Annotated in this window: 22 protein-coding genes and 4 tRNA genes; 13 read left to right on the top strand and 13 right to left on the bottom strand. The window is 43.2% G+C overall.

What is annotated here, in order from left to right; genetic code table 11:
* Window positions 1-28: 28 nt before the first annotated feature.
* Window positions 29-2,467 (bottom strand): ribonuclease R, encoded by a 2,439-nt coding sequence (gene rnr, locus HUK62_RS15715; RefSeq protein ID WP_176538511.1) that lies wholly within the window; start codon window positions 2,465-2,467, stop codon window positions 29-31.
* A 264-nt stretch (window positions 2,468-2,731) separates the two neighbouring features.
* On the opposite strand from rnr, the gene HUK62_RS15710 reads away from it, so the two are divergent.
* From HUK62_RS15710 to HUK62_RS15685, 6 genes are all read left to right on the top strand, one after another.
* A tRNA-Ser gene (locus HUK62_RS15710) sits at window positions 2,732-2,821 on the top strand.
* Between the two features lie 14 nt (window positions 2,822-2,835).
* Window positions 2,836-2,912 (top strand) — tRNA-Arg (locus HUK62_RS15705).
* A gap of 48 nt (window positions 2,913-2,960) precedes the next feature.
* Window positions 2,961-3,037, top strand: a tRNA-Arg gene (locus HUK62_RS15700).
* Between the two features lie 276 nt (window positions 3,038-3,313).
* Window positions 3,314-3,390: transfer RNA gene (locus HUK62_RS15695), tRNA-Arg, on the top strand.
* Between the two features lie 270 nt (window positions 3,391-3,660).
* Window positions 3,661-4,158: a YcxB family protein gene (locus HUK62_RS15690; protein WP_004691260.1), complete on the top strand. Its 498-nt coding sequence runs from the start codon at window positions 3,661-3,663 to the stop codon at window positions 4,156-4,158.
* A gap of 42 nt (window positions 4,159-4,200) precedes the next feature.
* Window positions 4,201-4,845 carry a fumarylacetoacetate hydrolase family protein gene (locus HUK62_RS15685; RefSeq protein ID WP_176538320.1) on the top strand — a complete coding sequence of 215 codons (645 nt, stop codon included), beginning with the start codon at window positions 4,201-4,203 and terminating at the stop codon, window positions 4,843-4,845.
* A gap of 52 nt (window positions 4,846-4,897) precedes the next feature.
* On the opposite strand, the gene HUK62_RS15680 is transcribed toward HUK62_RS15685, so the two are convergent.
* Window positions 4,898-5,710, bottom strand: a complete 813-nt coding sequence (locus HUK62_RS15680) for a helix-turn-helix transcriptional regulator (RefSeq protein ID WP_176538319.1) — start codon at window positions 5,708-5,710, stop codon at window positions 4,898-4,900.
* Between the two features lie 104 nt (window positions 5,711-5,814).
* Here HUK62_RS15680 and HUK62_RS15675 point away from each other — a divergent pair, with 104 nt between their 5' ends.
* Entirely contained in the window at window positions 5,815-6,750 is a 936-nt protein-coding gene (locus tag HUK62_RS15675; protein WP_176538318.1) for a DMT family transporter, read from the top strand.
* 91 nt (window positions 6,751-6,841) lie between these two features.
* On the opposite strand, the gene HUK62_RS15670 is transcribed toward HUK62_RS15675, so the two are convergent.
* Entirely contained in the window at window positions 6,842-8,092 is a 1,251-nt protein-coding gene (locus tag HUK62_RS15670) for a YihY family inner membrane protein (RefSeq protein ID WP_176538317.1), read from the bottom strand.
* Window positions 8,093-8,207: 115 nt separating this feature from the next.
* Between HUK62_RS15670 and wrbA the strand changes: the two genes are divergently transcribed.
* The gene (gene wrbA / locus HUK62_RS15665; RefSeq protein ID WP_176538316.1) at window positions 8,208-8,801 is read left to right on the top strand and encodes an NAD(P)H:quinone oxidoreductase; all 594 of its coding nucleotides are present in this window, start codon (window positions 8,208-8,210) and stop codon (window positions 8,799-8,801) included.
* A 44-nt stretch (window positions 8,802-8,845) separates the two neighbouring features.
* On the opposite strand, the gene HUK62_RS15660 is transcribed toward wrbA, so the two are convergent.
* From HUK62_RS15660 to HUK62_RS15640, 6 genes are all read right to left on the bottom strand, one after another.
* A complete protein-coding gene (locus HUK62_RS15660) occupies window positions 8,846-9,220 on the bottom strand; it encodes a hypothetical protein (RefSeq protein WP_004691247.1) in 375 nt (124 codons plus the stop codon).
* Window positions 9,221-9,432: 212 nt separating this feature from the next.
* The gene (locus tag HUK62_RS19130) at window positions 9,433-9,936 is read right to left on the bottom strand and encodes a GGDEF domain-containing protein (RefSeq protein ID WP_228723711.1); all 504 of its coding nucleotides are present in this window, start codon (window positions 9,934-9,936) and stop codon (window positions 9,433-9,435) included.
* A gap of 35 nt (window positions 9,937-9,971) precedes the next feature.
* Complete coding sequence (locus HUK62_RS19125) at window positions 9,972-10,487, bottom strand: GAF domain-containing protein (protein WP_228723710.1); 516 nt, start codon at window positions 10,485-10,487, stop codon at window positions 9,972-9,974.
* Between the two features lie 277 nt (window positions 10,488-10,764).
* The gene (locus HUK62_RS15650) at window positions 10,765-11,340 is read right to left on the bottom strand and encodes a xanthine phosphoribosyltransferase (RefSeq protein WP_004691243.1); all 576 of its coding nucleotides are present in this window, start codon (window positions 11,338-11,340) and stop codon (window positions 10,765-10,767) included.
* Between the two features lie 90 nt (window positions 11,341-11,430).
* Entirely contained in the window at window positions 11,431-12,141 is a 711-nt protein-coding gene (locus tag HUK62_RS15645) for a DUF3108 domain-containing protein (protein WP_176538315.1), read from the bottom strand.
* Window positions 12,142-12,296: 155 nt separating this feature from the next.
* Window positions 12,297-12,974 carry a hypothetical protein gene (locus HUK62_RS15640; protein ID WP_004977854.1) on the bottom strand — a complete coding sequence of 226 codons (678 nt, stop codon included), beginning with the start codon at window positions 12,972-12,974 and terminating at the stop codon, window positions 12,297-12,299.
* Window positions 12,975-13,235: 261 nt separating this feature from the next.
* Between HUK62_RS15640 and HUK62_RS15635 the strand changes: the two genes are divergently transcribed.
* The gene (locus HUK62_RS15635; protein ID WP_062032467.1) at window positions 13,236-14,093 is read left to right on the top strand and encodes a TonB family protein; all 858 of its coding nucleotides are present in this window, start codon (window positions 13,236-13,238) and stop codon (window positions 14,091-14,093) included.
* A gap of 45 nt (window positions 14,094-14,138) precedes the next feature.
* On the opposite strand, the gene HUK62_RS15630 is transcribed toward HUK62_RS15635, so the two are convergent.
* From HUK62_RS15630 to miaB, 4 genes are all read right to left on the bottom strand, one after another.
* Window positions 14,139-14,549 (bottom strand): hypothetical protein, encoded by a 411-nt coding sequence (locus HUK62_RS15630; protein ID WP_005401251.1) that lies wholly within the window; start codon window positions 14,547-14,549, stop codon window positions 14,139-14,141.
* Between the two features lie 101 nt (window positions 14,550-14,650).
* Window positions 14,651-15,130, bottom strand: coding sequence for an rRNA maturation RNase YbeY (gene ybeY / locus HUK62_RS15625; RefSeq protein WP_004691232.1), 480 nt, complete (start codon window positions 15,128-15,130; stop codon window positions 14,651-14,653).
* Window positions 15,131-15,187: 57 nt separating this feature from the next.
* A complete protein-coding gene (locus HUK62_RS15620; protein WP_004977846.1) occupies window positions 15,188-16,264 on the bottom strand; it encodes a PhoH family protein in 1,077 nt (358 codons plus the stop codon).
* A 38-nt stretch (window positions 16,265-16,302) separates the two neighbouring features.
* Window positions 16,303-17,760, bottom strand: a complete 1,458-nt coding sequence (miaB, locus tag HUK62_RS15615) for a tRNA (N6-isopentenyl adenosine(37)-C2)-methylthiotransferase MiaB (protein ID WP_176538314.1) — start codon at window positions 17,758-17,760, stop codon at window positions 16,303-16,305.
* Window positions 17,761-18,069: 309 nt separating this feature from the next.
* Here miaB and HUK62_RS15610 point away from each other — a divergent pair, with 309 nt between their 5' ends.
* The 4 genes from HUK62_RS15610 (at window position 18,070) to HUK62_RS15595 (ending at window position 22,308) form a co-directional block, all read left to right on the top strand.
* Window positions 18,070-20,037, top strand: coding sequence for a lytic transglycosylase domain-containing protein (locus HUK62_RS15610; RefSeq protein WP_228723709.1), 1,968 nt, complete (start codon window positions 18,070-18,072; stop codon window positions 20,035-20,037).
* Between the two features lie 27 nt (window positions 20,038-20,064).
* Entirely contained in the window at window positions 20,065-20,718 is a 654-nt protein-coding gene (locus HUK62_RS15605; RefSeq protein ID WP_224468246.1) for a ribonuclease I, read from the top strand.
* A gap of 169 nt (window positions 20,719-20,887) precedes the next feature.
* The gene (locus HUK62_RS15600; RefSeq protein WP_004691225.1) at window positions 20,888-21,874 is read left to right on the top strand and encodes a malate dehydrogenase; all 987 of its coding nucleotides are present in this window, start codon (window positions 20,888-20,890) and stop codon (window positions 21,872-21,874) included.
* 173 nt (window positions 21,875-22,047) lie between these two features.
* Window positions 22,048-22,308 (top strand): DUF2789 family protein, encoded by a 261-nt coding sequence (locus HUK62_RS15595; protein WP_004691222.1) that lies wholly within the window; start codon window positions 22,048-22,050, stop codon window positions 22,306-22,308.
* Window positions 22,309-22,350 lie beyond the last annotated feature (42 nt).

Raw genomic sequence — 22,350 nt, 5'->3', positions numbered from 1 at the left:
CATTAAGCCCTAGCACCTTTTACATCATTTACTCAGTTTTCGCTTTTGCGTTTGATTTTTTCTTTTTAGGTTTCGACTTTTTCTTCACTTTATCTTTAACCTTTGTTTCAGACTTTGATGAAGATTTTTTACCAGGCTTTTTGCTGTAGGAGCTAGGTTGGGATTTATCTTTTTTGCGTCGTATGGGCTGGTCTCCGCTGTTACTGGGAGAGGTGTTTGTCGACTCGCTAAAGACTTCTTCTTTACTTTCGCTTCGTGCTGTTTTGGCTTTGCCAACACGGGGCGCTCGACTACGTATGGGCCGACCACCATGTGAGAGTTGCTGCAATAATTCAAAATCAATTTTGCGGTCTTCTAAATTCACTGCTGCAACTTTGATTTTCACTTCATCGCCCAAGCTAAAGCTTTGACCACGTGCCTGCCCAATCAAGCTCTGACTTGGTTGGTCATAGACAAAGTAGTCATCGCCCAATTGGCTGACATGGATCATGCCGTCAACATATAAGTCTTTGAGCGTCACAAATAGACCGAATTCCGCTACGGCAGAAATGGTGCCGACAAACTCTTCACCCAAATGCTGCTGCATATAATGACATTTCAACCATGTGGTGACAGAGCGAGACGCTTCATCTGCACGACGCTCAGTCGCTGAGAAATGTTGACCAGCATCATCCAAAGCAGCCCCTGAAAGAGGTGCAGGTTTATGTTTTAACTTGGCTTTAATCGCACGGTGTAACAACAAGTCTGGGTAGCGACGAATTGGGGAAGTGAAGTGCGTATAGGCTTCATATGCCAAACCAAAGTGACCTGCGTTATTCGCACCATAGTAGGCTTGCATCATTGAACGTAACAGCACGGCATGGATACTTGGAGCATCAATACGGTCTTTGGTTGCATCAATCACGGCTTGGTAGTCTTTCTGAGTCGGCTGCTCTGGGAACGGTAGACCGAGCAGTTTGACAAAGTCGCGTACTTTTTGGATACGTGAAAACTCAGGTGGTTCATGAATACGGTATAACATTGGCACATCATGTTGTAGCGCATATTCAGCCGCTGCCACGTTTGCCAACAACATACATTCTTCAATCAGTTTATGCGCATCATTACGCGTACGCGGTAAAATTTCCTTAATGCCGCCCAGCTCATCAAAGGTCATGTAAGTTTCAACGGTTTCAAATTCCATGGCATGACGTTCAGCACGTAAACCTTTGAGGACTTGATAGAGTTGGAACAGGGTGTTCAAGGATTTGCGAACATCACGGTCTTCAGGAATGGCACTGCTGTCGCCTTCAAAGTACTGGGCAACATTGGTATAGGTTAAACGTGCCTTTGAGTGCATCACAGACGGGTAGAACTCAAACTTGGTGACGCGACCGGCACGTGACAGGTTTAAATCACAGACCATACATAGACGGTCTACATGCGGATTGAGTGAACATAAGCCATTCGAAAGAGCTTCAGGCAACATCGGTAAAACAAAGTGAGGGAAATACACCGATGTACCCCGTTCTTGAGCTTCATCATCTAGTGGTTTGCCTGAACGGACATAGTGACTCACATCTGCAATGGCCACCACCACACGGTAACCGCCGCCTGGACGTTTTTCTGCATAGACTGCGTCATCGAAGTCGCGTGCATCTTCACCATCAATAGTGACTAAGGCTAAATCTCGTAGGTCAATACGACCTTCACGGTCTTGCGCTGAAGGCTCTTTAAAGCTCTCTGCTTCTTTAATGACTTCTTCTGGAAACTCATACGGCAAACCAAACTCTAAAATGGTTTGCGGAATAATAATTTCAGTATCGGCCTTGTCTGCCATCGATTGCACAATATGACCTGTCGCCAACTCATCTTTGGTTGGGTAGTCATCAATTGCAACACGAACCGAATCGCCCACTTTGACTTGTGCGTGTTCGATTAATTCTTTTTCTAAAGTAATCGGTTGGTGCGCATTCGGATTTGCTGGCTGAATAAAGTATTCACCGTCATGTATTGATACTTTACCAATAATTTGCTTCACACGGTGTTGCACTACCTCAGTAATAAAGCCCCAAGCTTTACCTTTGCGGTCTACTGAGGTTTGACGCACTTTAACACGGTCACCATTAAACACTTGGCGCAGTTCGCGTTCAGGTAGAAGTAAGTCTTCATGCCCTGCAATATTCGCCGTGCCAAAGCCTTTACTGTTGATGTAAACCGTTGCTTCATGTTCAGGTTGCTCTTCGGCAATTTGAAACTTGAAGCCATCTTTCATCATTTGGCCATCACGAACCATCGCAATCAGACGATGGCTGAGTGCTTCAATGCTTTTTTGATCTGCAATTTCAAAAATTTCGACCAAGTCCGCATGCGATAAAGCCGTCTTTTTTTCTTCGATGGTTTCTAAAATGAGCGTGCGGCTCGGAATAGGGTTGTCATAACGTTCAGCTTCAGCTTTTGCTTCAGGATCGACCCAATTTTTCATAATGTCTTTGGCTGTATGTCAGTAGATAGGATTAGCATAAGTCATGCGAAGACAGACTGCACGCAAATGATTGCAATATTGTGTTTTATGTCGGCAATTTAGAATATCTGCTGTTTTATTCAACATGCAGATGTAGGGAAAAGAATAAATTCGGCTGAATCCGCTCTAAATTGTTTAAAAAGTATTTAATTGAACGAAAATATGCAAAAAATTGAGTGTCTGTGCTTGCAGTGCTAGCATGAAGTTTGTATTATGGCCGCACGTTACGGTGAGATGGGTGAGTGGCTGAAACCACATCCCTGCTAAGGATGCGTACGGGTAACTGTACCGAGGGTTCGAATCCCTCTCTCACCGCCAACTTTACTTATGTCGCGCTCATAGCTCAGCTGGATAGAGCACTTGGCTACGAACTAAGGGGTCGGGAGTTCGAATCTCTCTGAGCGCACCAATAAGTAAACTGTATGTAACGTATCGCCTGAATTGGCACACAAGTAATGCGCTCATAGCTCAGCTGGATAGAGCACTTGGCTACGAACTAAGGGGTCGGGAGTTCGAATCTCTCTGAGCGCACCAACTTAAACAATCAACCGCACATGTTGCGGTTTTTTTGTGCCTGTTAAAAATGAAGTGCTTGGCATGATAAAGTGGTTCTTCAAGAAAAATTTGATATAAATAAAGCGCTATTCTTGCGTGATTCCCCTAGCTATTTTCGTATGGAATGATCAATCTGTTGGTTTATGCAGCGTTCTATACCCACTATGCTTAATAACTGGGCAGTTGATCGGCTTTTATGAAAATAAGACTTAACAAAAAATAAGATTCACGTATAATTCACCCCATCAAGACGTCGCGCTCATAGCTCAGCTGGATAGAGCACTTGGCTACGAACTAAGGGGTCGGGAGTTCGAATCTCTCTGAGCGCACCAACTTGATCAATATTAAAAAAACCGCACATGTTGCGGTTTTTTTGTGTCTGCATTTTCTGTTCAGTAGAAATCCATAGCACTGATGGATCTTTTGCTGTATTTATTCAGTTGTTTCTTACATCTCAGTTTTATGATGTGGCTCTTATATCGGTATGGCCTCGGCTTAAGTGGATCGCCAGCTAATCAACATCGATTTGCTAAAGTCCTAAAAAAATGACCGATTGTGTTGTAGTATTGAGCACAATATTTTTAGCTATTTGATATGACCCTATGTCAGAAAACAAGCCTGCATTATCGACACGTTATTTCCTTACTTTAGAAGAATCCCAAGATGGTTTTGCCTTAGCGACCTTTGGTAAAAAGCAAATGACGCGTTTTATCACGCCGTTGATTAGTGTCGGGATTATTGTGTGGGGCTTTATGCTCGGCTTTTCAGGTGTCGGTCGCTACTATGTGGCGTTGGGTATATTTTTCTTAGTTTTACAAATTCTCATGCGCTATTGGTTCCTGCCGATGATGTTTAAGCGCCAATTTGTGAAATATCAGTTTGGTAAAAGTGAGCAAGGCATCGATTTATACCAAGATTATGCGGAAATTTATGCCAATGGTCGCAAGCAAGTGGTCCATTATAATGAAGTGCAAAAGTTTGCCAGTGGCAAGTTGACCTATATGCTTGAGCTGAAAAACCGTACTGTGGTGATTGTGCCTAAGCGTGCGTTGGCCGATAGTGCGGATCAAGCAAAATTTGAAAATACTTTCAAAAAATAAGCATTTTGTTCCATAACACCATCAAAAAATCAGAGGAAGATCATGAGTACACGTCCATCTAAAATTGTCTGTGTCGGTCGTAGTTATGCAGACCATGCCAAAGAATTAGGCAATGCGATTCCTGATCGTCCCGTTTTATTTATCAAACCACCGAGCAGTTTGCTCAGTTTAGATGCGGGCATTTCTTGGAATCCTGCATGGGGCAGCTGCCATTATGAATGTGAACTGGTTTTACGCATTGACCATCGCCTAAGCAAAGCCGCCGATCCAGCTCAAGCCCTGCAAGCGGTAGGGGCTGTGACTTTAGGTTTGGACTTAACCTTACGTGACTTACAAGATGACTTGAAAACCAAAGGCCAGCCTTGGGAACGTGCCAAAGCCTTTGATGGTTCGTGTGTACTGGCAGACTGGGTTGCTGTTTCCGATGTGGTACAGGACTGGGATGATGTGCACTACAGTTTTCATGTTAATGATGAGCTGCGCCAAGCGGGCAACACTGCACACTTAATTTTTGATATTTGCACCTTGTTGGCCGACATTAGCCAAGTCTTCACTTTGGAAGCAGGCGATGTGGTCATGACAGGGACACCTGCTGGGGTGGCTGCACTACAGGCGGGTGAGCAGTTGAAAATGACTCTAAAAGGCAAAAACCAAGACTATTCTTGGAATACCTTTGTTCAAGCTTAATTTACAGGCTTTCAAACCCCATCATTCATAAGGTCACTTCGGTGATCTTTTTTTAGCGCTGTTGATGACTATGGTACAGTTTGCGGAACTGATCGGGGGTATATACCATCCAGCGTTTAAACATATTAATAAAGGCCGATGCATTGGCATAGCCCAAATCCAGCGCGATACTTTCGACCTTTTTTCCCTCTGTCAGCATGCTCATGGCTTTCATGACTTTTAAGCGCTGTCGCCATTCATTCAAGGACATGCCAAGTTCTTTTTGACTATAACGTGCCAGTGTGCGTTCAGTCATATTGTGCTGTATTGCCAGTTGTTGCAAAGAACTGTTGTCCGCAGGATGTAGAAGTAAAAAATCTAAAATGCTTTTCAGGGTCGGGTGTTCAGAGTGCGGTAAATAGCCGCTAACCAATTCTGCATGATGTAACTGATCAAGCAAAACATAGAGTAAGCGCATGTGTTCAGGTGCATCATCGGGCAGGCTGTGTTGTCTCAAATGCTTAAAGAGTGCCGAGACCAAAGGTGAGCTGAGCATAATACCGGCTTGTTGAGGTAGATGAGTGCATAAGCTTTCATGGATATACAAGGTGCCATGTGAAACATCGGTACGATTTAAGCTGCTATGGGCTACATTGGGTGGAAGCCAAATGCCATAAGGTGGCGGGGTAAGGTAGTCAATCTGGTTGATATTCACCTCCATCACGCCATTAAAGGCATATACAAATTCGCCCCATGCATGTCCATGCACGGGATAAACCGACTGCGCGGGGTCTTCGCGAAAGCTGATCCACAATAATTTATCAATATCATCATTGGTCGGTAATTGTTTGAGTGGCGCGCTCTTTTTTTGTTGTCGTTGGGGCATGGCTGAAATTGCCTGAATAAGAAGATCTCTTGTCTGTTTTAAATTATATGTTTTATTTCAGACAAATCTATAGTGAGCTTTGATCTTTTTCAGTGGAGCAGGTCATGAGTAGTCGTCAAGCGCTGGACAGTAAGGCCTCAGGGATTATGTTTGGGCTGTGTATTTTGTGGGGATTACAACAAGTGGTGTTAAAGCTTGCTGCCCCCGATATTTCTGCAGTGATGCAAATTGCACTTCGCTCAGGTTTATCTGCGTTGATGGTTTACCCCATGATCAAGCTGGCAAAGGGTACATCTTTATGGGGGCGAGACTACTTACCCGCAGGAATTTTGGTTGGGCTTTTATTTGCAGCAGAATTTTTTCTGGTCGCTCAAGCTTTACGTTTTACCTCCGCGGCGCATACCGTAGTTTTGCTGTATACCGCGCCTATTTTTGTAGCATTGGGTTTGCACTGGAAGTTGCCTTCTGAACGTTTATCACTTATCCAGTGGTTGGGCATTGCATGTGCATTTTTCGGGATCGTGATTGCATTTTTATTTCGCCCTGCGGCTTCACAAGCGGCTGCGAGTTCGGCACTTTGGGGTGATGCTTTAGCACTTTTGGCAGGGGTATTGTGGGCAGCCACGACCATTGCAGTTCGGTTGACTAAACTAGCAGAAGCACCTGCGACCCAAACTTTGTTTTATCAGCTCTTTATCGCATTTTTCGTGTTATTGCCTGTGGCTTTTTTTATGGGACAAGCGACGATTCACTGGTCTGTATTATCCCTTACAAGTTTACTTTTCCATACCGTTGTCGTGTCATTTGCCAGTTATCTGATTTGGTTTTGGCTGTTGAAAAAATATTTGGCCTCACAGTTGGTCCTCTTTTCTTTTTTGACCCCAATTTTCGGGATGTGTTTTGGTGTGGTGTTACTCAATGAGCATCTGGAACTCAACTTTTTGGTGGGAACATGCTTTGTGTTGATGGGTGTGATGGTGGTGAGTTTGCATCATAAAATTAAGCAGTATGTACAGGCCTTTAAAATGGCTTTGCAGTAAATACTGAGTTGGCTTGAATCTGTCTTAAGCTCAGACTGATTTGAGTGGGATGATAAAAAACGTGTCTTGGACACGTTTTTTATATGAAGTCTTAAGATTTATCATCAAAAATTGTAGACAGCGGAATAGCGAGTTTGGCCGCTAAGTAATCATCCGATTCTACTAACGCTGGCCCAATTTTCTTGATCCAAAGATCGTCATGATGCACGTTGCTTAAGTCGCGACGCTTCGGTAATGGATAGGGAAGCTGACTATAGAAACTCCAAAAATCGACTTGGGATAAATTCCGCACCAGCACGTATTGGTTGTCATCGGTACGTTTAACTAAGTTCTGCTGTTCAAGCATTAATACATAACTCGGCCAACGTCCAATTTCATCTCTTCCTAAAACATCTAAAGCTTCATCATCGGAAACACTGAGTCCGTGTTGTTGCTTTTTATAAAACAGTTCCATCAGGTCGAGCAACATAATCACAGGATGGCGCTTTTGTTCTTTGTGGGCAGTAAATGCGGTGAGCGCGTAGCTGATTTCAACCCCAATCAGGACAATATTCCACGACAAAAAAATCCATAATAAGAAAATAGGAATCGCAGCAAAGGCACCATAAACGACTTCATAGCTGGTGAAGTTCGACATGATAAAGCCGAACAAGTTTTTCAGGAGTTCAAACACGACGGCACTAAATAAGCCTGCAATCAAAGCGGATTTAATCGGGACACTTCGGTTTGGAATGGTCCAATTCAGAATAAAAAAGCCGACGACGGTTAAGCAGAATGAAATCAGCCACAGGACAAATGCGCCATTGAGCTCATAGCCTGCAAAATTATTGCTCAAAACATTGAGGGAAGCCATCGTCGATGAAATAACAAAGGCACTACCAAGTAGAATAGGACCCAAAGAAATAATGGTCCAATAGCGCATAAAGCCAATAATGCCGCCACGTGTTTCGCGGACTCGCCAAATACGGTTAAACACTTTTTCAATGCTGGTCAGCATCATGACGGTGGTGACAAATAAAAATAAGATCCCAATAATGGTTAAATTACTGGATTTATCGGTAAACGCATTTAAAGCCTTGTCAAAAGCAATCGTGGTTTTCGGTAAAAAATTACTATAGATCAGTTGTTGTAATTGCTGCCGTGCAGGTTCAAGCGCTTTGATTGAGGAAATGATCACCAAAAAAACCGTCAGCATCGGAACGACGGCAAACAAGGTGGTATAGGTCAGTGAACCTGCTTGTTCACGACATCGATCAGCCTCAAAGCGTCGCAGTACAAATAAAACGAACTGAAACCAAGTTTTCTCATAGAAAGGAAGTTTTCTTAAGTACTGTTCTAACATAGGCAAAGTATCTCTTTTGTTTTCTTCATCTTTTCTACATTTTTCACCCTAAGCTTAACCAAAAAATAGGAAAAATACCGTATAGTTTTATTTTTTCTGTCGCCGAACTCTATTCATGCAAACCTATGTTTTAGTTTTATATTACAGCAAATACGGCAGTACCCGTGAAATGGCGCATCTGATTGCAAATGGAATTGAAGCCAGTGGTGTTGCAGTTAAAATTCGAACGGTGCCAAATATTGCGGCTGTGGTGAAGGAAGCAGAGCCGAGTATTCCTGCAGAAGGCGATATTTATTGTAGTTTAGAGGACTTGGCAAACTGTGCTGGTTTAGCGCTAGGCTCACCAACTCGCTTTGGCAACATGGCTTCTGAAATGAAATATTTCCTCGATCAGACCACCAGTCTTTGGCTCAATGGAGCACTGCATGGCAAGCCGGCTTGTGTGTTTACCTCATCAGGTTCGATGCATGGTGGCCAAGAAAGTACTTTATTGACCATGCTGCCACCGTTGTTTCATCATGGCATGATGATTTTAGGGTTGAACAATGCCATTCCCGCATTGTCACATACGAAAACAGGTGGAACACCGTATGGTGTGAGCCATGTCAGCGGGCCTCGACATGATCAGCACTTAAGCCAAGATGAAAAAGTGCTGTGCGAAGCTCAAGGTAAGCGTCTTGGGGAAGTTGTGAAGAAACTACAAGCCTAGAACATTGAGACATGAAAAAAGCCCATCCATGATGGGCTTTTTTATTATTGGGCTGGCTTCAGATGCTGTTCTTTGAACTTTGTACCGCACTTGAGACATTTATAGTCAAGAAATACATTTTTATCGACAATCACACCCGCTTTTTTACCAAAACGATGTCCTAAAAAACCACCTGTCACACCAATACTGACTGCACCGACAAAAGTGCCAATGGTACCACCCATAATCACCCCAAGAGGTCCAGCCGCTGCACCGATCGCTGCACCAATAGAGGCCCCTGATGCTGCACCACCGACGGTACCAGCGGTTGCACCTGCCGAACTGAGCAATACGCCCCCAATTTTAGTCAGTTGTTGCTCGTGATTGCGTTTTTCAACATCACTAGAGCCACATTTTGGGCAGAGAATTGTATTTTCCATAGTCTATTGGCCTATTCGGGATACCAGTGATTGAAGCTGGCAGCCGTTTTACGGTGTGGATGACACGTTGCGCAGAACAACCGTGTTTTGCGCTTTAATTTGAAAGATCTAAACAACTGAATCTAGAGTAAATCTTAGTTGAACTTGCAGCAATAATATTTATTAAACGTGTAATTTTCTTGAGTAGTTTATGCTGTGTTTTTAAATACAGTTTAGTTGGCAAAGTGAATTCGGTTTCGTCCTGCTTGCTTGGCACAGTACAAGGCTTTATCTGCACGTTTAAAGACATCCTCTGCATCTGCGTCATGTTTGCCGACTTCAGCAACCCCTATACTGACCGTGAAACACAGCACTTCTTGCTCATAATGCACTTCCATTGCTTCAATTGTTGAACAAATGCGTTTAAAGACCCGCATGGCTTCATCACCCAAGCAGGCGGGTAAAATAATCGCAAATTCCTCACCGCCAATACGAGCTAAAAAATCTCCCTCACGTAGGATACCTTTTATTTTTTTGGTCATCTTTTTCAGCACATGGTCACCTGCGGTATGTCCATAACAGTCATTCAGCTGTTTAAAGTGATCAATATCTAAGATGCCGATTGTAAATGGTACGCGAGCATGGCTGAAATGTTGCATGGTTTGATTGCTTTCTTGCACAAATTCACGACGGTTAAAGGTTCCTGTGAGCTCATCTGTAGAGGCTAAGACTGCCATTTCTTGCACTTGTAAATGCAGTTTAATGTTTAAAGCTAACCAAGTGGCGAGACTCTGTAAAAGAATCGCTTGTTGTAGGGTGTAGTGATGTTTACGTTGATATCTGCCACATTTAAGGTGCCAATACACACGCCATTGTGAATCATGGGCGCATCCATACAGGTGCCCATGCCATGCTCGGAAAGCATTTTACAATCCAGCTCATCCGACTGAGCGAGGTCATCGCAAATGATCAGTTGAGACTGGGCAAAGACTCGTCCGACAAACGTCTGCCCAATCGGAATTTTAAAATCCATCGGAATCGCATGATTACCTGAGATCGAATACAGCTTGAGATATTCTTCAGTATCTTGCAAGGTAATACTGGCCCGATCCGCATTAAACACGTGAGAAATCCAGTAAGCAATGGTATCTAGAACAGCTTGCAAGGAGTCTGCTTTACTCAAGTCGTGAATGAAGTCTACAGGGAGTTGGATGGAGTGCGCGCCATCAAAGCCAGATAATTGGCTTGGGGTAAATGATCGTTCAGTTAATTGATTCTTGTTTATCATTCAATTCGGTATCTCTATAAAATAGTATCCAATTTAGTCTTTGTTTGTTTTGCTCTTAGAAAGTGGACATTACCTTTTAGATTTGATCATGCTATATAAATCGCATTTCTCCAAGTTTAATGTGTAATTAAATTGAAAAAAAACGATATATTTTTACTTTAAATTAAAAATAATCTACAGAGCAAATGTGGCATTTACATGTGGATGACCCGCGGGTCATCTGAGTGACAAAAAAAAGAGCACCTGAAGTGCTCTTTTTTGAAGTTAAACGCCGTGATTAGTCACGAACAAATTCAACAGTGCCATTTGCCAATGACTTTACGCGTGCCAAAGATTCAACGCGGTAGCCTTTTTCAAGCAAAATGTCACGACCAGGTTGGAATGATTTTTCAATCACAATACCGACACCTACAACTTCTGCTTTCGCTTGGTGAATTAAGTCAATCAGACCCAATGCCGCTTGACCATTGGCCAAGAAGTCATCAATCACGAGGGCTTTGTCAGCTGAACTGATGTGCTTATTTGAAATTGCAATCGTGCTTTCCGTTTGTTTGGTAAACGAAAAGACTTTTGAGCGGTAAAGGTCATCTTTTAAGGTTAAAGATTGGTATTTACGCGCAAAAATAACGGGCACGCCCAGTTCTAAACCTGCCATGATTGCAGGTGCGATACCTGATGCTTCAATCGTGATGATTTTAGTGATGCCTGCATCTTTAAAACGAGCAGCAAATTCTTTACCGATTAATTGCATCATAACCGGATCAATTTGGTGGTTTAAGAAAGCATCAACTTTCAGAACTTCATCAGATAGAACGATACCTTCGCTTAAGATTTTCTGTTCTAGTGCGTACACGGGAGAATCCTCTAGGGGCAGGTGCTTTTTCAAGCAAAAGCGTATTTTAGGAAGCACCTGAAAAAATGCAAGTAAAATTCGTCAAAATGACTAATTGCTTGCACCTTTATAACCCGTTAATAGCAATCCATAGGATGTTTTCTTATCCACATGGCTGACTTTGACTGGAAGGTAGTCCAATTTGGGTGCTAACCAGAAAATAGTTTCGCGGCCAGGTTTGTCATGTTTCATGACCACTTTAATGGTGTCAAAGGTCCCATAATCGGTTTTGATTGACTCAGAACCTTGCTTCACAAATTTACGTGCTTCCACTTCTTTGGCATCGGTCAAATAATAGGTCGATTTTAAACCGCCATTTTTGATGTCTTCCCGAAGCTGTAATTCAGCATTCAGTTCATCCAGTACGCCTGCTTTCCAAGCGAAAGAACGCGCTTCTTTGTCTTTCTTGGTATTGATGGTTTTTGCCGCTGGATTGAAGTTAATACTCATGGTGTTGTTATGCACCAAAATTTTACTACTACGACTAAAACTGCTGGACTGAATTTGCTTACCATTGAAACTAAAGCGACTGCTTTCGGTTGCAGAGGCGATACCACCAGCTTTGGCTGCAAAGACATAGTTCCAGTTGTTGCCCGATTTCGATAACGTACGTGTCGCTGAGCCCATGTTTTTGCCATTATAGTTAAATTGATAACTGGCTTGGAATGGACTCATGGCAAAGGTTTGACTTGAGAAACCGACAAAGAGCAAGGTACTGACACCTGTTGCCATTGCGACTGTTTTCAACATTGATTTAGCCATAAGAAAAAGTTTCCTATTCAGTTGTAGGCACAAATTTTTTGCATAGAAATATTATGCACGCTGATTATGAAGAAAAAATTCGAAACATAGGGCAAACTGTAGTTTTATGTTTCTTTTACCCCCCTTAAGTCACATTTTAGTCGCAGCATCCCGAGTTATTTTTGTCGAATTGGCGAGACCGTGCTTTCGTCTAGATTGGGTTCAATCAAGTCATCGATCGAGGTTTGCGAAAACTTATTGAACAAGGCCGTTAAGTTGACATTACCGATCACCACCAATTCTGCTTCACGCAATACGGCATGATTGACATGGACCTTACCTAAGGTATCGATAATAGAACGATTTTTTCCTAACCAACGATTCAGATCCAAATGCAGTAGATCATCTTTGACTTTAATCACATTTAGTTTTTCTAAAATCATGCCTAAGGGGTCTTGGTTCAGGACTTTTTGATAAAAGAATAGGGCACAGCGCACACCCATTTTATGAAATACCGTTGGGTATTCAGCATCCAGCACACTGGTGTCACTGATTTGCTCAAATACGATCAACTGCGTTTTTTTATTTAATTCCATTTGTGCCAGCTTCAAATCTACCGAAAGCGTGAGTTTGAGTCCGTTATAGTCGAGCGTGGCATATAAACGTAACCAATCATCATGTAAGTCGGCATGCAGGTCTTTCAACATTCTCACGTTGTCGGTCACAAAACGTTGAAAAGTGGCATTTAAAAAGACTTGAGACATTGGAAACTCACGCTCATCCTCAATAAATCCTTCCGCCTTTTGATAAACTTGGCGTAAACGATTTGAAATGTTGGAAATAAGCGTTTGCATATAAAGGCATCCTAGCGAATCAACGTGTTTGAGCGATCAGATCTCTGGTCGAAATGTTTGAAAAATACTGCTCATGAACCTTGCAGTTTAGCAAAATTAATTGCACCATTTTCATGATTTTATGAAACAGTGAATCTAAATGGCACAAGGTCTCATTCTACGCAATAAAATGAAGACTGTGTCTATTTTATACTGCGTGCCTGCGCTTTGGGGAACAAGACAAATTGTCGGTTTGGTGTGATGCTTAGAAAAATAAATGTAATGCCTTTGGCTCATGATTGGTGGAAAGACCCAATTTTTACAGCGACCGTCGTACTGGCGGTATTTTTGCATCTCGTGATTTTGACTTTGCAATTTGCGATGCCTCAAGAAAATGATGCGGCAGTGAAAGAAATTGCCGTTACCTTGCGTCCTTCTGATCAAAAAATTGAAAATGCAGATTTTTTAGCGCAAGCCGATCAACAAGGTTCAGGGACCTTTCGTGAGTCACATCGCATGTCGAGTGACATGCCCGCACCGATGCTTGAGCAAAGTACAGGCGAACAGCAGCGTGAAACTTTAGAACAGATCCAACAAAAACGTGAGCTGAATTTTGAAGAAAAACTGTTAATGACGACTTTGAGTTGGCAAAAACAAGCTGAGGATAATCAGCGCAAAAAAGCCATGGAAGAAATGAATAGCCAGTTTCAAGCCAAAGCAGCCATGGTGGCCAGCCTTGAAGCGCAATATTTACAGCGCCAACAAAACTTTAGCCGTCAGCAAAAAATCAAAACAGTCGATGGGATTCAAGCCAAGCAAGATATTTCGGCCGCCTATCTTGAAAAGTTCCGTCAGAAAGTGGAGTTTTATGGCAACCGTTACTATCCAGAAGCAGCTAAACAGCAGCGGCTGGCGGGTGAAGTGCGTTTAATGGTGATTCTAAATGCATCAGGAGGCATCCGTGCTATTCGCCTGATTGATAGTTCAGGTCATGAGATGCTCGATGAGGCGGCAAAAGCATCGGTACGTAAGGCTGCACCATTTGGTGGATTTGATGCCAAAATGAAGGATATTTCTGAGTTACGCATTGTGCGTACATGGCGTTTTGACCCAGCAGAGGCAGAGTTTGAAGTGCACTGAGCTGTTCACTTTTAAGTGTACTTTGATGATTTTGCTTACTTCGGATTATTGGGTTGCGCGTACATAGGCACCGTCTTGACGTCCACCGATCCAAGTCACAGTTAAATGAGACTCTTCCACATCTAGGCGGGTAGGAAAAATTTCTAAGTGCTTGCTATATTTCGGCAATGCCTTTAAACCAATGCAGTTGCCATTTTTCCACCATGTCCCTTCAGCATATTGGTCTAAAGAGCCGACAGCTAAGTACCATTTAAATTTACCGTTGTTCTCTAGTAAAAGTTCGGAACCGACCTCCATAACACCCTGCAAATAATAATGTCCAGCCCAGACCTGATCTGCGTCTTGAAACTTCACTTCTTGACAAGATGTTTGATTTTCATCATTGCTCTTGGCATAAAGTGGCATGGTGCAGGATAGGGCGATAATGCAGAGTAGTTTTGAAATCGATGTATGCATTTTTATAATCTCTTCATCTATTTTTTCATCTTGCATTATTGTTAGCATAAATAAACCCGACACATCGAGATGAATCGGGTGAGTTGTTTCAGATCTAATAGCTATTGTTCTAAATAAGGGTTTTCAAAACCGAGTTTAGCCAAAATTTCAATTTCGATACCTTCCATTTCTTCAGCATCTGCTTCTGACGTTTCATGGTCATAGCCCATGAGGTGCAAAGTGCCATGTACCAACATATGGGTGAAATGCGTCAGTGGCGCTTTGTTTTGTTCTTTCGCTTCCAACAGCACCACAGGAATGCAAATGACTAAATCGCCAATAGGAAATGAGTCAAGAATTTGCGCCATTTCATCGGGCAAGTCACTCGGGAAAGATAACACATTGGTTGATTTATCTTTGCCGCGATATTCCAAATTCAATTTATGACTTTCATCATGGTCGACACAAGCAATGCCAATTTCACAGTTACTCTGTGTGCCAATATGGCGTAAAACAGTTTCTACAACTTTTTTGATATAACCACGTTTCAAGACCAATTCAGGTGCTTGAAAGTCCTGTTGTAGAGAAAGACTCAGTTTCAAAATAGATCCTTAAATAATGACATCTGCGGGCATTTAAAAATGCCCGCAGGCTTTAACTTAATGCTGAGCATCGGCAGCGGCATCATTTTCAGCCACTAAGGCCTCTTGACGCGCTTTGCGTTCAGCACGAGCTTCAGCCGTTAAGCGATGTTGTTCTGCATCCCATCCCTCATAAGCTTCAACAATTTTTTGCACTAATTGGTGGCGTACCACATCACGAGAGTGGAAGCGGGTAATGTGAATTTCTTTGATTTTGTCGATGATGCGTAAAGCATGCGCCAGACCAGATTGCTGACCACGCGGTAAGTCGACCTGTGTGATATCCCCAGTAATCACTGCACGCGAACCAAAGCCTAAGCGTGTGAGGAACATTTTCATTTGTTCAGGCGTTGTGTTTTGTGCTTCGTCTAAAATCACGAAAGAGTGGTTTAAAGTTCGACCACGCATATAAGCCAGTGGTGCCACTTCAATCACTTGACGTTCAATCAGTTTGGCCACTTTTTCAAAGCCAAGCATTTCATACAAGGCGTCGTAGAGTGGGCGTAAATAGGGATCAATTTTCTGGCTTAAATCACCTGGTAGGAAACCAAGTTTTTCACCTGCTTCAACGGCAGGGCGAACCAATAAAATCCGTTGAATTTCATTACGTTCTAGCATGTCGACTGCGGCTGCAACTGCGAGATAGGTTTTACCTGTACCCGCAGGTCCAATACCAAAAGAAATATCACTTTGTAGAATACGCTGCACATAACGCTTTTGGTTGGCACCGCGTGGATTGATACGACCTTTACGGGTTTGGAGCCACACTTCATCTAAACCAGTGTGCTCTTGCCCATCGAGGTCTTCTTGCAATTCACGGTCAGTCTGACTGCCTTGAATCATAAGGTGTAAGGTGTCGGCACTGATTTGTGCCGTATTTTCTGCTTCTTCATGCAGGCGATGGAGCAGACCTTCTGCTCTCTCAACTGCATCCATTTCACCATCGACATAAAATGCATCACCTCGATGGGAAATAGTGACATCTAAACGCTGTTCGATTTGTTTCAAATGACCGTTATAAGCACCTAGCATGCTCTTTAAACGTTCTATTGAAACCCCAGGAAAAGTTACTGTACGTCGAATCGCTGCAGTCAAGAGAATTCCTTTAAGTAGTCAGAATCTATTCCCTTACATTACGCCACGTCAGGCTCAAGATTCAAGAGTTCACCATAAACAAAATTCAAAGTTTTAATCTCTGTCACTTCGATTTCGGCGAAACGTCCGACCCATGCTGCATCACCAATAAAACTCACATAACGAGTGTTATCCGCCGTGCCAATCAGTAGGTTTGGATCTTTGTCTGAAACTTTCTCGACCAAAACGCGTTGAATGGTGCCGAGCATGGCATCGGTCTTGTCAATACTTGAGCGTTTGATCCATTTTTGAACTTTACTGAGGCGTTCTTTTTTCACGTCTTCAGAGGTGGTGTCTTCAAGGTCAGACGCAGGTGTACCCGGACGTTTTGAATAGACAAAACTGTAGGAATGGTCGAAATCCATGTCTTTGATAAACTGATAAGTTTCTTCAAAGTGCGCATCGGTTTCACCCGGGAAACCAATGATAAAGTCACTGGATAAATGCATATCTGGACGGACTTTGCGTAATTTGGCAATTTTGTCGATATACACATCAATGGTGTGGTTACGCTTCATGGCTTGCAATACATCGTTTGAGCCGCTTTGCACGGGCAAATGTAGATGCGACACCATTTGTGGGAGGTCACGGTAACATTCAATCAAGTCATCATTAAACTCAAGTGGATGTGAGGTGGTGTAGCGTAAACGCCCAATCCCTGGAATTTCTGCAACCAGACGTAACAGGTCTGCAAAAGTACAGATATTGCCTTCGAATGTTTCACCGCGGTAACCATTGACGTTTTGACCTAACAAAGAAATCTCACGGACACCTTTTTCGGCTAAGGTCGCAATTTCTGCTAAAACATCATCCAATGGGCGAGAAACTTCTTCACCACGAGTGTAGGGCACCACACAGAATGAACAATATTTTGAACAACCTTCCATAATTGAAACAAAAGCCTTGTAACCTTCCACACGCGGTTCAGGTAAAAAGTCGAATTTTTCAATGTCCGGGAAAGAAATATCCACCAATTTGATTTTTTCTTTCTTGGGTTTTTCGATTTGATCAAAGTGCTGATCCAGCATTTGTGGCAAACGGTGCAAGGTCTGTGGGCCGAAAATCATGTCGACATAGTTGGCACGTTTTTGAATGTTGTCACCTTCTTGCGAAGCCACACAACCACCGACACCAATGATCAGGTCTGGATTTTTGTCTTTCAGCTTGCGCCAGCGACCCAATTCAGAGAACACTTTTTCTTGGGCTTTTTCACGAATCGAGCAGGTATTCATCAGTAGAATATCGGCTTCTTTCAGATCTTGGGTCAGCACATAACCGTGCGAGTCGCCAAGTAAGTCTGCCATACGGTGACTGTCATACTCATTCATCTGACACCCTTGCGTTTCGATATACAGTTTTTTAACTGATCCATCGATGGCTGGGGTGTGCTGTGGCTGGGTAACAGTGTTTTCTGAGGCAGCTTGGGCACCATTTGGAATGAAGGTTTGAACCGTCATGTAGGCTCCTAAGGGGGGGTAAATCTAGGTTTTTGTGTCTGATCGGTATCTGTGGCGGCGAAAGCAGAGCTTGGCTGGCGACAAAAAGGGTGATCAAACACCATGTGAAATCTACGAAAGGCGCATATTTTAGCAGGAAATCTGAATAAACTTATAGCTTTAAATCTGAAGCTAAAAAGATTGATTTGTGAAGCGAAAATGCAGGAAAATTAATATTGTCTAATCATAAGGTTACATAAGAGAACAATAGAGTCTGTTATGAGTTATTAAACTAATGAAAATGATGAGACGAGACTAGGCAATCCAAAGATGACTGAAGGCAAACCCATGTTAAAACGATTACAGAATAAATATTATCAAGTGTTTGCGTTGGGTGTGGCTGCCTTGGGTCTATCGGCAGCGACACATGCCGCAGATGAACAATTTAATGATGCCTTGCGTGCAGCAAATGCCGGCAATGTTAGCTTATTACAGCAATATCAAAGTAGTATGCAGGGTGATGTGCTGGGTTATTACCCTGAATATTGGGTACTTAACAGTAATTTGGCGTTGCAACCTGCGGCGAATATTGTCGGATTTGCACAGCGCTATCCGCAATCTGCCATGGCTGAGAAGTTAGCAGCAGATTACATCGAAGAAATAGTCAAAATGGCCGACTTTGCTTCCGCGCAGCCGGTATTGGCCTATGTGTCCAATGCAGATCGAGCAGAAAGTTGTGCCATGGCACAAGTCCGTGCCAAGTCTGGCGACCCTTTGGTTTTTGCTGAATATAAAGATGTTTGGCTCACGACCAATTCACAGCCTGAGTCTTGTACGGGGTTAGGGCGCATGATGTTGTCTAGTCCACTGATGACGGAACAAGACAAACAACAACGTCTATGGTCGCAGCTGCGTGCAGGGCAGTCAGGTCAAGCGATTGCAACCGCACAAACCATTGGCATGAATCTGTCTTTGGCGCAGCTGAATAGCATTCAAGCCGATCCGCTGAACTATCTCTGGTCCGCACCGAAAGCATCGGCGGCAGATCAAGCGTATTTAATTTATGCCATTGGCCGTTTAGCCGACAGTGATCTAAATACTGCACTGGCGTCAGTAAAACGTGCTGCAGAGGGTACACCTGAGTCGGTACAAAAAGCGTTGTACCGCGCCGTGGGATATATCGGTGGTACAACCGTGATGAAAAATAATTTTAATGTGGAAGTGTTGCAAGCCTTCGATCGGAGCTATGGTTTAGCACTGAGTGAAGAAGAAGCTGAAATTTATGCACGCCAAGCCATTCGTTTCGGCGCATGGGAGAGTGTTATTCGCGCCATTGATGGCATGAGTGTGACGCAGAAACAAGAAGACCGCTGGCAATATTGGTTAGCCCGTGCTTCAGAACAACGTGGTGATGCAAAGTCAAAAGCACTGGCGCGCGAGATCTTCAAAAAATTGTCAGTAGGTGACGATTATCATAACTTATTAGCAAAAGATCGTATTGGTCAGCGTTATCAAACGATTCCAGCCAATACCCAACCGAGCAATGCGGATGCGCAGCGTTTGAGTCAAGATATTCACTTTAGTCGCGCTTTTGCACTGCGCAACGTCAATGCACCAGACAATTATGTTAACCGTGAATGGAATTGGGCCGTTCGACAAGCTTATTTAAAACAAGATGATGGATTAATTTTGGCTGCTGCCAAACGTGCAACAGAAATGGGATGGTATGACCGCGCGATCTATGCAGCCGATCGAACCGTCAAGCAACATAACTACAGTTATCGTTATGCCATGCCGCATCAAAGCTATGTGGTCAGCCATAGTCGCAATGCAGGCATAGATCCTGCATGGGCGTATGGGTTAATGCGCCAAGAAAGCCGATTTGTTACCCATGCCCGCTCGCATGTCGGGGCAGGTGGTTTGATGCAAATCATGCCGGATACGGCAAAACTGGTCGCTAGACAAATGGGTGAAACCTATAATCCTGCTGTACTGAGTGATATGAATACCAATGTACGTTATGGCACATTTTACTTGTCCATGATTCAAAGCCAATTAAGTAATAGTCCTGTACTTGCCACAGCAGGTTATAACGCAGGGCCAAATCGTGCGCGCCGTTGGCAGCCTGAAAATCAGCCGATTGCGGCGGATCAGTACACAGAAAGTATTCCTCTGACTGAAACTCGTGATTACGTCAAGCATGTCATGAGTAATGCGACCCATTATGGTGTTCTGCTTGGACAGGGACCACAGTCGATCACGCAGCGCATGCAAAATATTCCTTTTAGAAGTCAATGATAAAGGCCTAGGCATTTTATGGTTTTGATGTCATCCCAATCAGTCTTAACGCAAAAGCTTCTGCTGTTGATCAGCAGCGGCATTGCTATGGGATTTTTTGCGACATCAGCCCATGCAACACCGACCGTGTTTGGCTATGTGATGGAAGTTCAAATGACACCCGCCGTGTGTTTGTTCGATAGTCAAGGCTCAAAGAAACGGAAATGTTTGGAAGGCTATTCACTCAATATTACAGGCTTGTACCCTGAAACCACGACACGAGAGTGTCAGACCAAGTCTTCAGCTGTATTGTCTCCGCTTCAAACTAAAGTGGTGGCGAGAGTCATGCCCGATGAGCATGCACGTCGCCAGTTGTGGGCAGAGATTGGGGGGTGTGTGCCGATGAGTGCCAGTCAATATTTCCGTAACGTGATTAATTATGCAGAACGTTTAAAAATTCCCGCAGATTTGACTTCATCTGAAAATAAAACCGCGCAACTGCATAGCTTACGTGGACAGTTCCAACGTTTGAATCCTGGACTGCCTGCAAGCGGGCTGCGTTTTAGCTGCCGTACTCACCGTCAAACCAATATTTTGACCGAAGTCAAGGTTTGTTATAAACCCAATGGTCAGTACAAAGGTTGTGCAGAGAATATACAAGAAAACTGCCCAAATTCTTTTGCGATCAAGGGTTCTTACTAATCTCTTTCCCTAAATTAATTTATATTTCCTATCATACTTTTGTTGGAATTCATTCTCTTTTACATGCATCTGCCAAAGTATTGGAGTACAATCTTTGCCGTTTATGATTATTAAGATTAGATAGAACAGCTATTTAATCATATAACGTTCCTCAAATGGAGATAAGTACATGAAGCAACCTGTTCGCGTTGCCGTTACTGGCGCTGCTGGTCAAATCGGTTATAGCCTATTATTCCGTATCGCTAGTGGCGAAATGTTAGGTAAAGACCAACCAGTTATTCTGCAATTGTTAGAAGTTCCTTTTGAGAAAGCTCAAGCTGCGCTTAAAGGCGTAATGATGGAATTAGACGACTGTGCTTTCCCATTATTGGCTGGCATGATCGGTACTGATGATCCAAAAGTTGCATTTAAAGATGCTGACTACGCGTTATTGGTTGGTTCACGTCCACGTGGTCCTGGTATGGAACGTGCTGACTTATTGAAAGTGAACGGTGAAATCTTCATCGGTCAAGGTCAAGCACTAAACGAAGTTGCTAGCCGTGACGTTAAAGTACTTGTTGTAGGTAACCCTGCAAATACAAATGCTTACATCGCGATGAAATCTGCTCCAGATCTTCCAGCGAAAAACTTCACAGCAATGTTACGTCTTGACCACAACCGTGCGTTGACTCAAATTGCTCAAAAAGCGGGTGTTGCTGTAGCAGACATCAAAAACATGACTGTTTGGGGTAACCACTCTCCAACGATGTATGCTGACTACCGTTTTGCAACTGTAAACGGCGAAAGCTTAAAAGACAAAATCAACGATGCTGACTGGAACGCGAATGTATTCCTTCCAACTGTTGGTAAACGTGGTGCTGCGATTATCGAAGCGCGTGGTTTGTCTTCAGCTGCTTCAGCTGCGAACGCTGCTATCGACCATATGCGCGATTGGGCTCTTGGCACAAATGGCGAATGGGTAACGATGGGTATTCCTTCTGACGGTTCTTATGGTATTCCTGAAGGCGTAATGTATGGTGTTCCTGTAACTTGCGAAAATGGCGAATACACACGTGTTGAAGGCCTAGAAATCGATGCGTTCAGCCGTGAACGTATGGACAAAACTCTTCAAGAACTTGAAGAAGAGCGCGCAGCAATTGCTGACATGCTTAAATAATTAAAAACCGATCGGTTTAAGATCTGTTTTGAAAAAGCACTCCATTTGGGGTGCTTTTTTATATGGGGTGTTTATTGAACAAAAAATAACATGCTGTGATGTAGATACAACTGAGCATAGATGGCCAAAGGTTTATTCTAAAAGGGCGTGATCAGGGCTTGAGGAGAACAATGATGTTTGACCAACAACCGACTTTAGAACTTTTATTTGAACAATTGGGGCTTGATGCGAGTGCAGAAGCAATCGATCAGTTTATTGAAACACACCAACTTACTTCAGACGTTCCATTGCATAAAGCACCCTTTTGGTCAAAAGCACAGCATGACTTCATTATCAGTAATTGGAAAAAAGATGATGAATGGGCAATGGTGGTCGACCTGTTAAATGAACAATTGCATACAGAACATACGCTTTCAGGTTCGTGTCATTTATAATCACAAATTGAAACAACAAACCTAGTTTTATGACTAGGTTTT

This window comes from Acinetobacter sp. NEB 394, assembly GCF_013374795.1.
Classification (GTDB): Bacteria; Pseudomonadota; Gammaproteobacteria; order Pseudomonadales; family Moraxellaceae; genus Acinetobacter; species Acinetobacter johnsonii.
This window is presented reverse-complemented; position numbering and strand designations above follow the sequence as displayed.

Excerpts from the sequence above, each read along its gene's own strand:
- HUK62_RS15595 (WP_004691222.1), top strand. The coding sequence starts at position 22,048 with ATGTTTGACCAACAACCGACTTTAGAACTTTTATTTGAACAATTGGGG.
- HUK62_RS15635 (WP_062032467.1), top strand. The coding sequence starts at position 13,236 with ATGCCTTTGGCTCATGATTGGTGGAAAGACCCAATTTTTACAGCGACC.
- HUK62_RS15680 (WP_176538319.1), bottom strand. The coding sequence starts at position 5,710 with ATGCCCCAACGACAACAAAAAAAGAGCGCGCCACTCAAACAATTACCG.
- HUK62_RS15640 (WP_004977854.1), bottom strand. The coding sequence starts at position 12,974 with ATGCAAACGCTTATTTCCAACATTTCAAATCGTTTACGCCAAGTTTAT.
- miaB (WP_176538314.1), bottom strand. The coding sequence starts at position 17,760 with ATGACGGTTCAAACCTTCATTCCAAATGGTGCCCAAGCTGCCTCAGAA.
- HUK62_RS15670 (WP_176538317.1), bottom strand. The coding sequence starts at position 8,092 with ATGTTAGAACAGTACTTAAGAAAACTTCCTTTCTATGAGAAAACTTGG.
- HUK62_RS19125 (WP_228723710.1), bottom strand. The coding sequence starts at position 10,487 with ATGATAAACAAGAATCAATTAACTGAACGATCATTTACCCCAAGCCAA.
- HUK62_RS15685 (WP_176538320.1), top strand. The coding sequence starts at position 4,201 with ATGAGTACACGTCCATCTAAAATTGTCTGTGTCGGTCGTAGTTATGCA.
- wrbA (WP_176538316.1), top strand. The coding sequence starts at position 8,208 with ATGCAAACCTATGTTTTAGTTTTATATTACAGCAAATACGGCAGTACC.
- HUK62_RS15660 (WP_004691247.1), bottom strand. The coding sequence starts at position 9,220 with ATGGAAAATACAATTCTCTGCCCAAAATGTGGCTCTAGTGATGTTGAA.
- HUK62_RS15690 (WP_004691260.1), top strand. The coding sequence starts at position 3,661 with ATGTCAGAAAACAAGCCTGCATTATCGACACGTTATTTCCTTACTTTA.
- HUK62_RS15645 (WP_176538315.1), bottom strand. The coding sequence starts at position 12,141 with ATGGCTAAATCAATGTTGAAAACAGTCGCAATGGCAACAGGTGTCAGT.
- HUK62_RS15600 (WP_004691225.1), top strand. The coding sequence starts at position 20,888 with ATGAAGCAACCTGTTCGCGTTGCCGTTACTGGCGCTGCTGGTCAAATC.
- HUK62_RS15605 (WP_224468246.1), top strand. The coding sequence starts at position 20,065 with ATGTCATCCCAATCAGTCTTAACGCAAAAGCTTCTGCTGTTGATCAGC.
- HUK62_RS15610 (WP_228723709.1), top strand. The coding sequence starts at position 18,070 with ATGACTGAAGGCAAACCCATGTTAAAACGATTACAGAATAAATATTAT.
- HUK62_RS19130 (WP_228723711.1), bottom strand. The coding sequence starts at position 9,936 with ATGGCAGTCTTAGCCTCTACAGATGAGCTCACAGGAACCTTTAACCGT.
- HUK62_RS15675 (WP_176538318.1), top strand. The coding sequence starts at position 5,815 with ATGAGTAGTCGTCAAGCGCTGGACAGTAAGGCCTCAGGGATTATGTTT.
- HUK62_RS15630 (WP_005401251.1), bottom strand. The coding sequence starts at position 14,549 with ATGCATACATCGATTTCAAAACTACTCTGCATTATCGCCCTATCCTGC.